The 8905-nt window shown below is 59.0% G+C and carries 9 protein-coding genes; 6 read left to right on the top strand and 3 right to left on the bottom strand.

Features of this window, described 5'->3' with window-relative positions:
* Positions 1-163: 163 nt before the first annotated feature.
* Together FHX11_RS28380 and FHX11_RS28375 are read right to left on the bottom strand one after the other, a co-directional pair.
* Positions 164-1147: a sensor domain-containing diguanylate cyclase gene (locus FHX11_RS28380; protein ID WP_210292626.1), complete on the bottom strand. Its 984-nt coding sequence runs from the start codon at positions 1145-1147 to the stop codon at positions 164-166.
* Positions 1148-1612: 465 nt separating this feature from the next.
* Positions 1613-1921, bottom strand: a complete 309-nt coding sequence (locus tag FHX11_RS28375; RefSeq protein WP_246781183.1) for a metalloregulator ArsR/SmtB family transcription factor — start codon at positions 1919-1921, stop codon at positions 1613-1615.
* A 298-nt stretch (positions 1922-2219) separates the two neighbouring features.
* On the opposite strand from FHX11_RS28375, the gene FHX11_RS28370 reads away from it, so the two are divergent.
* The 6 genes from FHX11_RS28370 (at position 2220) to cls (ending at position 8367) form a co-directional block, all read left to right on the top strand.
* On the top strand, positions 2220-2996 hold the full coding sequence (locus FHX11_RS28370; protein ID WP_184364241.1) for an ABC transporter substrate-binding protein: 777 nt from the start codon (positions 2220-2222) through the stop codon (positions 2994-2996).
* A complete protein-coding gene (locus FHX11_RS28365) occupies positions 2993-4126 on the top strand; it encodes an LLM class flavin-dependent oxidoreductase (RefSeq protein WP_184364239.1) in 1134 nt (377 codons plus the stop codon). Before FHX11_RS28370 ends, FHX11_RS28365 begins: the two co-directional genes overlap by 4 nt.
* Positions 4119-4931: an ABC transporter permease subunit gene (locus tag FHX11_RS28360; RefSeq protein WP_184364237.1), complete on the top strand. Its 813-nt coding sequence runs from the start codon at positions 4119-4121 to the stop codon at positions 4929-4931. Before FHX11_RS28365 ends, FHX11_RS28360 begins: the two co-directional genes overlap by 8 nt.
* The gene (locus tag FHX11_RS28355; protein ID WP_184364235.1) at positions 4928-5632 is read left to right on the top strand and encodes an ABC transporter ATP-binding protein; all 705 of its coding nucleotides are present in this window, start codon (positions 4928-4930) and stop codon (positions 5630-5632) included. Before FHX11_RS28360 ends, FHX11_RS28355 begins: the two co-directional genes overlap by 4 nt.
* A 47-nt stretch (positions 5633-5679) precedes the next feature.
* A complete protein-coding gene (locus tag FHX11_RS28350) occupies positions 5680-6633 on the top strand; it encodes an aliphatic sulfonate ABC transporter substrate-binding protein (protein ID WP_246781182.1) in 954 nt (317 codons plus the stop codon).
* 336 nt (positions 6634-6969) lie between these two features.
* Positions 6970-8367, top strand: a complete 1398-nt coding sequence (cls, locus tag FHX11_RS28345) for a cardiolipin synthase (RefSeq protein WP_184364231.1) — start codon at positions 6970-6972, stop codon at positions 8365-8367.
* Between the two features lie 99 nt (positions 8368-8466).
* On the opposite strand, the gene FHX11_RS28340 is transcribed toward cls, so the two are convergent.
* Positions 8467-8676 (bottom strand): hypothetical protein, encoded by a 210-nt coding sequence (locus FHX11_RS28340; protein ID WP_184364229.1) that lies wholly within the window; start codon positions 8674-8676, stop codon positions 8467-8469.
* Positions 8677-8905: the final 229 nt, after the last annotated feature.

Raw genomic sequence — 8905 nt, 5'->3', positions numbered from 1 at the left:
CAAGGACGAGGAAGCCCCGATCTTCCAGATCGCCGACTATGGCCTCGTCGCCGACCTCTTCGAGGCACTCCCAGAGCTCCAGAAGGCGCTGTGAGGCGCTTCACCCCGTCGATTGCTTCCGCTAGCACGAACCCAGGAGATCGGAAGCAGTTGACGTGAACCGTCAAAATCGTCGATTGAATGCCCGATCGTCAATCAACATGGATCCGGATACCGATAGTGACGGCGACGCGATCCGGAAACCATTCCGGCCAGCTGATTTTACCTGGTACAAGAGATGGTCCGCTTCCGCGAATATATCCTTGGGTGATTGGCCGGGCACGATGATGGCCGCCCCGACAGACGTCGCAATCCGAATGCTCTTCGTTGGCGTCGAGATCGTCCAGTTGACCCCCTTGACGATGCGGGCGGCGATGTCGGCAAGATCGTCAGCCGAGGAACAGGGATGGATGATCGCAAATTCATCCCCGCCGATACGGGCGATCATATCGGCCTCAGGCACTACCCGCGAGAGCCTGCTACCCGCGCCCCTCAGACAGTCGTCCCCTGCCAGATGTCCGAGGGTATCGTTGACGGATTTGAACCCATCGAGATCTGCCAAAAGCAGAGCCCGCGCGCTTTGGCTGCCGCCGGCGCATATCTCGTTGAAGAAGATTTCAAATTTGGTGCGAGACGCCAGTCCGGTGAGGGTATCGCGCTCCGCCAGATGACGAAGCTGCTCGACCATTATCTTCTCGGTGGTGATGTCTTGTTTTACGCCAAATATCCTTGCAGCCGCGCCGTTCGCAAATTCCACGCAGGCGGTTATTCTGATCCATCGGTTGTTACCTCTTGCTGTAACGATCTGGGCATCCATGGTGAAGCCTTCACCGGTGCGAATTGCCCTGTCGCGAACCTCGGTAAGCTGCCTGAGGCTTTCCGGCGTGTAAAGCTTGGTGATTTCATCGCGCGTTAATGGCGTTTGCGGAGCAAGATCGAAGAATTCATAGACCGTATCCGTCCAGCTCAACGTCTGATCCGGCAGACTGCATTCCCATACCCCGATCCGGGCAGCCTTGAACGATCGATCAAACAGCTCCCGCAAGCGAATGAATTCCTTGGAACCGATCGTATGAGGCTGGGGTATTTCAGTTATATTGAAAGCCATAAGGCGCCTCGCCAACAAGAACGAAGATGATCGCCAGTTCCATGAAGGCCTGCTGGATTACCACCCTCAATGGACTATCGCATAGACTTCTTACGTTCGAGTTTCCAAAGTTAAGGCTTAAATGATTGGGGCGCAACGATGAATTGTATTCAATACTTTTGATCCGAAATCCCGTAAACCAAACAGATCAGGTGGTATAAGATCCTGTTATAGAACAAACAAGGCGCCCAGATCTCGCAGCGCATGTGAATGTCCGGATTTCTCCCGGAAAATCCTTCGTGTTTCGCGTAACCGGTAACATGGAGTGAGTATTGGCGGTTGCCCGGAGGATCGCGCCGGGTGGTTTGGTGCGATGCAATTGTCGCGGAGATACCGCCCATATTGCTTTTGCGATCTGAGCAGTTCGTCGTCAATGCTGCCGTTGCGTGGTCGCGTTATCGGCACTGTCCGTTCGAGAACGAAACCTCATGCCATATCGGTATGGTTCACGGACCCAAACTGCGTTCCACGCCATACCGCGGATGCTTCGGAATGAGGAAACAGCAGCCGCAAATGCCCGATGATCTGGCCCGCGCGCGGGTCCGCCAGGCGATAAACCACCGCCTTGGTCAGGCGCCTGCCGGCGATGATCCCGGCATCGCGCAATTCGCCGATCTGCTGGGACAGCGTCGGCTGATGAACGTCGAGAATCTCCTCAAGTTCCCCCACCGTTCTTGCTCCCTCCATAAGTACGCACAGGATCGCCAGCCGAACCGGATTGGACATCGCCTTCATGAAATCGGAAGCCTCGCCGATCGCCCGACATTTCACCTTCGGCACATGCGGCTTGTGCCGAATTCCATTTCCGCCGTCTGCTTTGGTCATTCGTCTTCAGCCCCAAGATCGAAGAGAATAATTTTCTCTCTCTTTCGGAATTTTCAGCGTCGGATTTCTCGTCGCCTGCTTCGGAGTCATTCTATATATTTATATAACAACAATCAACACGGTGAACCTCTTGGCGTTCAGGATCGGCCATCATCCAAACAATCTGCACCTTCGGCTTGCATCACTCTGGCCCGGTGCCTTCGCCGGCATGAAGCCGGAATTTGTCGGCTATCTCGAAGGACGCGATACGGCCGACAGGCTGCGGCTTGGCGAATTCGACATCGGCGGAACCGGCTCTACTCCGCCCATCCTCGCAGCGGCATCGGGACTTTCGGTCACCTATGTCGCGGCTTCGTCGCCCCGCCCGGCAAACGGCGCGATCCTTGTCTCGAAGACGGCAGGCATCGACAAGATCGCCGACCTGAAGGGTAGCACGGTTGCCTTGGTCGATGGGTCATTCCTGACCTATTTCCTGGCCAAGCGGCTTGAAGAGGGCGGCTTGAAACTGACCGATATCCAGCGCCATGACATGGCACCCGTGCCATCGCGCGAAGCGCTGAAAGCCGGAACGGTCACGGCCTGGGTAGCCATGGCACCACATCTGGAGCAATCGCTCGCCAGCGGCGAGTTCCGCGTGCTCGCTTATTGCGGCGACCTCATTCCCAACCGCTCGCTGTTCTGGACCATCCGGGATCGCGGCTTGTCCAAAGAGACGATGCAGGAATTTGCCGGCGAGCTGCAGCATCTCGGCCGCGAGATCGCAGCCGATCCCGAAAAGGCCGCGGCCCTGCTTGCGGCGGGAGGGGACGAGACGGAGCGGCGAGCCTGGACGCGCGTGGTCTCCGAGCGAAATTGGCAAGCGATTGCCGCCCTGCCGGCGCTCTTGCGGGAGCAGCAGACGGAAGCCGATACGCTTTTCGGCCATGGCGATTTGCCGGCCAGACTGACGATAGACACAGCAAGCGACGAAGAGATTTTGAGATGAACGTGCTCTGGTACATGTGCGCACCGGACGGCGCCTATCCATGGAAGCCCGAGGGATCGCGCACGATCGACTACGGCTACTACAAGCAGCTCGCCCAGGCCTATGACCATCTGGGCTTCACCGGTGCGCTGTTTGCGACCGGCGCTCATGACGTCTGGCCGCTTGCCGGCGCGCTACTGCCCTACACGGAACGGATGAAATTCCTCATCGCCTTCCACCCGGGGCTCATCGCTCCGACGCTTCTGGCAAAGATGGCGGCAACCTTTCAGGAGTTCTCCAACGGCCGGCTGATGCTGAACGTCGTCTCCGGCGATGCCAAGATGCTGGGCGCCTACGGCATGACGCTGCCGCATGACGAACGCTACCTGATGGCGGACGAATACCTGACCATCTGGCATCGCTTGATGGCCGGGGAAATCGTTACGCACAAGGGCAAGTATTTCCAGACGGAAGGCGCAAAGCTCGCGCTTCCGGCCGGATCGGCCATCAAGCCGCCGCCGCTCTGGTTCGGCGGCTCCTCGGACAGCGCCATCGAGGTCGCGGCCAAGCATGTCGAAACCTACCTCTCATGGGGTGAGACGCCCGAGCAGATGGGTGAAAAAGTCAAAAAGGTGAAAGCCCGCGCCGAAGCCCATGGTCGCGAGCTCAACTATGGCATCCGTCTTTACGTCATCGTCCGCCAGACCGATGAGAAAGCTTGGGACGCGGCCGCAGACCTTTACGACCAGATGGACGACGCCGCGATCGCCGCCAACCAGCGCTTCGTCTCCAATACGGATTCCATCGGGCAACAGCGGATGAGCGCCATGCATGGCGGCATCAAGCCAGCCGATTTGCGCGACCTGGAAATCTCCCCCAACCTATGGGCCGGCATCGGCCTCGTCCGGCCGGGGCCAGGCACCGCCATCGTCGGTTCGCCGGATACGGTGGTGCGGACGCTGGAGGCCTATCGCAAGGTGGGTGTCGACACGTTCATCCTCTCCGGCATGCCGCTTCTGGAGGAGGCGTATCGTTTCGGGGAGCTCGTACTGCCGAGGCTGCCCGTCGAGCGTATGGTCCCGGAACGCAAGCATTTCACATGGTCGACGCTGTTTGATCGCGATCTCGGCGGAAAGCCTGCCCATGGTTGAAATTTCGACCGCTGATCGAAACCCACCGAACCGGGTTGGCAATGACCGGCTCCTGCGGCTTGCGACGCGCCTCGTCTCTCCGGTCGCCATCATTGCGCTCTGGCAGATCGCCAGCATGACCGGCCTGCTTTCGCCGGGCATCCTCGCGGCACCCAGCGATATCCTCGCCGCCGCGCAGCGGTTGGTCATGTCCGGGGAGCTCGTGACGGGCCTTGCGGTCTCTTTCCTGCGCGTGCTGGTCGGCTTCTCGATCGCGCTCGCCGCAGGTGTTGCCCTGGCGCTTGCGTCGGGCCTTTCCAGGCTTGGAGAAGCCGTCATCGACCCGCCGATCCAGATGCTGAAGGCCATGCCGTTTCTCGGGCTTCTGCCTCTCTTCATCCTCTGGTTCGGCATCGGCGAGGCGCCGAAAATCGGCCTCGTCGCATTCGGCGCCGTCTTCCCGATCTATCTGACGCTGCATGGCGGAATTCGCGGGATCGACAAAAAGCTGCTAGAGGCCGGTCGCACGCTTGGGCTCGGAACGCTCGGCATCATCCGTCATATCATCATTCCGGGCGCGCTGCCTTCCCTGCTCGTCGGCGTCCGCTACGGCCTCAGCGTCGCCTGGCTCAGCCTCGTCGTCGGCGAGCAGATCAATGCGTCGAGCGGTATCGGCTATATCATCACCTATGCCCGCGACTTCCTGCAGACCGATGTCATCGTCGTCTGCCTCATGGTCTACGCCATCATGGGACTGCTGACGGACGGACTTGTGCGGCTGATCGAAGCCTATGCGCTGCGCTGGCGCCCGCAGGTGGTCGCATGACGGCTCCAGTTGACATTCGCGGCCTCACGCGCTCTTTCGGCGGCCCAGCAATTCTCGACAATATCGACCTGACGATCGCCGCCGGCGAATTCGTCGTCCTTCTCGGGCGCAGCGGTTCGGGAAAGTCGACGCTGCTGCGCGTCCTCGCCGGGCTCGATGATGCTCCGGCACGTCAATTGCGACTTCCGGACCGCCGTTCCGTCGTCTTTCAGGAGCCGAGGCTCATGCCCTGGAAGACGGTCATCGACAATATCACCCTCGGCATCAGGCGCCGGGATTCACGATTGATCGCGGCGCAAGCGCTGGCGGATGTCGGCCTTTCGCATCGCCAGAATGCCTGGCCGCTCACCCTTTCCGGTGGCGAGGCACAACGCGCGGCCCTGGCGCGCGCGCTCGTGCGCGAACCGGAGCTTCTGCTGCTCGACGAACCGTTTGCAGCCCTCGATGCGCTCACGCGCCTGCGTATGCATGGGCTGGTTTTCGACCTCTGGCGCAAACACAGGCCTTCGGTCCTGCTGGTCACGCACGACATCGGAGAAGCCATCGCGCTGGCCGACCGCATCCTCGTCCTCGACGAGGGCCGCTTTACCAGGGAGATCCGTGTCTTGCTCGATCATCCGCGTCGACGCAGCGCCCCGGAAGCAAGCCGCATCGAAGCCGAACTGCTAAGCGAGCTCGGCGTCGACCCCTCGCATGCCTGACATCATCATTTTCACGCACGCCATTCTGGCAGATCGGAACAGGAACAATGATCACCAAGCGTCAATTCGTCGTCTCCATGGCTTTGACGGCCGTCCTTACAATGCTGGCGCCAGCGGCTCAGGCGGCGGATCAGGTGGTGCGCATCGGCTGGCTGCGGGGTCCCAACGACATCACGCTCGCCAAATCGCGTGGCACGCTTGAAAAAACACTGGCCGAGAAAGGCATCAAGGTGGAATGGGCCGGTCCGTTCCCGGCCGCGGCACCGGCTTTCGAAGCGCTCAACGCCGGCAGCATCGACATCACCGCCGGCAGCTCGACATCCGCCATTGCCGCGCTGGCCGCGAAGATTCCATTGGTCGTCTTTGCCTATCAGAAGATGGCTCCCGGTTCGGAAGGCATCGTCGTCGGGAAGGATTCCAGCATCAATTCGATCAAGGATCTCGCCGGCAAGAAGGTGGCCGTCAATCGTGGCGGGACGGGCGAATATCTGCTGATGCGCGGCCTTGAAACCAATGGCGTCGATGCAAAGAGCGTCGAGCGCGTCTATCTGAGCCCGAGCGACAGCGGCCCGAGCTTCAAGCAAGGGCACGTCGACGCCTGGGCGACCTGGGACCCTTTCCTGACGATCGCCGAGAAAGCCTATGACGGCAAGATCATCGCCGATGGCGGCGCCATCAGGTCGGACAATGCCGTGGTCCTCGTCGCCAGCAAGGCGTTTTCCAAAACCAAGGCGGATCAGCTGCAGCTGATCTTCGACCTGATCAAATCGGAAAACGCCTGGGCCGTCGCCAACAAGGCCGAGGCCGGCGCCATTTGGGCCAAGGAGATGAATGTGCCGGCTGATCTTGCCGAAAAGATCGGTCAGAATAATGCCGTGCCGACAAAGGCCGTCTCCGAGGCGGATGTCGCGCAGATCGGCAAGATCGCCGAATGGTACGCCAAGAGCGGCATCATTCCCGCCCTGCCGGATGTCGCATCCGGCGTCATCTCGCTCAAATAGGCAGGCCGTCCCACCGGCAACGGTCTCGAAAGCTCCCCGACAGCCCTGCCGGGGAGCTTTTTGTTTCGCATCCGGCAATATCGGCTAGGCAGCAGTCGACTCGAAGGCATTCCCCCAGGAAAACGGCGAAGGGCCCAAGACCTTAATCCTTTGGCATTCGAACCCCTGGACAAAATGTCTCAATTTCGGGGACAAAATGTTCAACTGCGACCGCGCCGCATTACGAACCAATTATTTGATTTTATTGCTTCTTTATGCATAAAATCATTCGCGGAAGCCTCCGCCTCATGCTCGACCGATGGTCTGGCAACGCGACATCAGGCAATCGGAGGAACAATGAAGCTGAGTTACGAATTGTTGGTCTTTGCCGAATGGATGGTGCGCATTGGTGCGCTCGTCGTCATACCGCAACGCCGATCTCCCTCCTCTGCCCGAGAATGGCTGCTGCTGATTTTCTTCCTGCCAATTCCCGGGCTTATTCTGTTCCTCGCCATCGGAAACGATCGCTTTCCAAAATGGCGGAAGGCCCGGTTTCGATCCCTCCGACCATTCTTCGATGCAACGGTCGATACGGTGAGGCCTTTCCTGGCGTTTGCGGATACAAAACAGCCGGTCGCCGAACTTGCGACGGCTCTGGGCCATTTCCCTGCCACGGACGGAAACAGGATTGAGCTGATCGACGATTACGATGAGGTGATCGACAAGCTTGTCGAGGACATCGATGCCTCGACATCTTTCGTCCATCTGCTGGTCTACATATTTGCCGACGACTCCGTCGGTCAGAGGATTGCCAATGCGCTCGGACGCGCGAAGGCCCGTGGCGTCGAGGTAAGGGTCATGTTCGATCCGGTCGGATCGCATCGATGGCGGCGCGGCACCTTGCAAATGCTTCAAGCCCAGGGCGTGCAGGTCCGCGAAGCTCTCCCCCTGCGCTTCATCAGGTTTCGTTCACGTGGCGACATGCGCAATCACCGGAAGCTTTTCGTCATCGATGGCAAGATCGGGTATGCCGGTTCACAGAACCTGGTTGCGAAAAACTTCCGCAAAGGGATCACCAACCACGAACTGGTCGCGCGGTCGGAAGGTCCGGTCGTGGCCGTGATGGACGCCGTTGTAAGAGGTGATTGGAGTATGGAAACGGGGGAAGTGCCTTTGAAAGGTCAGCTTCGTCCCCAACGGGCCGGGTCCGCTCAGGCCCAACTCCTGCCGAGCGGGGAGGATTATCGGCTCGAAGGATTTGAGTCCCTGCTGGTATGGCAAATTCATCAGGCTCGCGAACGGATCGTTCTGGTGACGCCATACTTCATTCCGGATGAAGATATTCTCGGCGCGTTGCGAACGGCCGTCATTCGTGGCGTGACTGTCGATATCGTCTTGTCGAAAGTGGTCGACCAGTGGCTCGTCAGACTAGCGCAGAGCTCCTATTACGAGGATCTGCTCGGCGCTGGCGTGAAGATCCATCTCTATCGCGACTATCTGTTGCATGCGAAGAATGTCGGCATCGACGGCACCCTCGCCATCGTGGGATCGAGCAATGTCGACCTGCGCTCTTTCCAGTTAAACGAGGAAGCCAGTCTGCTGCTTTACGATGCGGATTCCATTGAACGCGTCGACGCGATCCAGCGCGGTTATATGGAAAAGGCCGAGGTTCTGGATCTGGACGCGTGGAAAACACGGTCGCCGTTTCGCAAGATCGGCGAAAACGCCGCCCGTATGGTCAACTCGCTGTTTTAATGACACCCTGCGCCTCCGACCGCACGCAACGCGCCTGATATCCGGCATCGCCTGGACGTCGCGTGCGGCCGAGCTTGAACGGTTTCAGCGGCGATGTCTCTATCGATCCCAATCAGGGGCTTCACCGATAGCCTTGTCGATCAGGCGTTGATTCTGCCGGATAAATTCCTCTCGAGACAGACCGGAGGCACGCCAGGCGGCTTGAAGGTCGTTGTCCCTATCGAGCCATTGATCGCGGGTCTGATCATTGATCTTATGACGCCGGGCATCCTGTGATCCGTGCGATGCTCTGTCATGATCCTTGGACATTTTATCATCCTCCACACTACATTGGGCAGTCTCGCCCGGCTGCAATTCCGCGGGATACGTTGATCAAGATCAATCGCAGTTGGCTTCCTTTGCCCAATAGGCATCAGAAGCTTTGCAAGATAACATAAGCAAATGGCATGCCATTGCATTCATTCATATAAATCAATAGCTTACACTTCATACGCATCAGTGAAGGACAATTTGTCGAAACCAGCACGGCCAAAATGTC

This window comes from Rhizobium sp. BK602 (genome assembly GCF_014195095.1).
GTDB lineage: Bacteria > Pseudomonadota > Alphaproteobacteria > Rhizobiales > Rhizobiaceae > Rhizobium.
The sequence above is the reverse complement of the archived record's forward strand: the minus strand, read 5'-3'. Positions and strand labels throughout refer to the sequence as shown.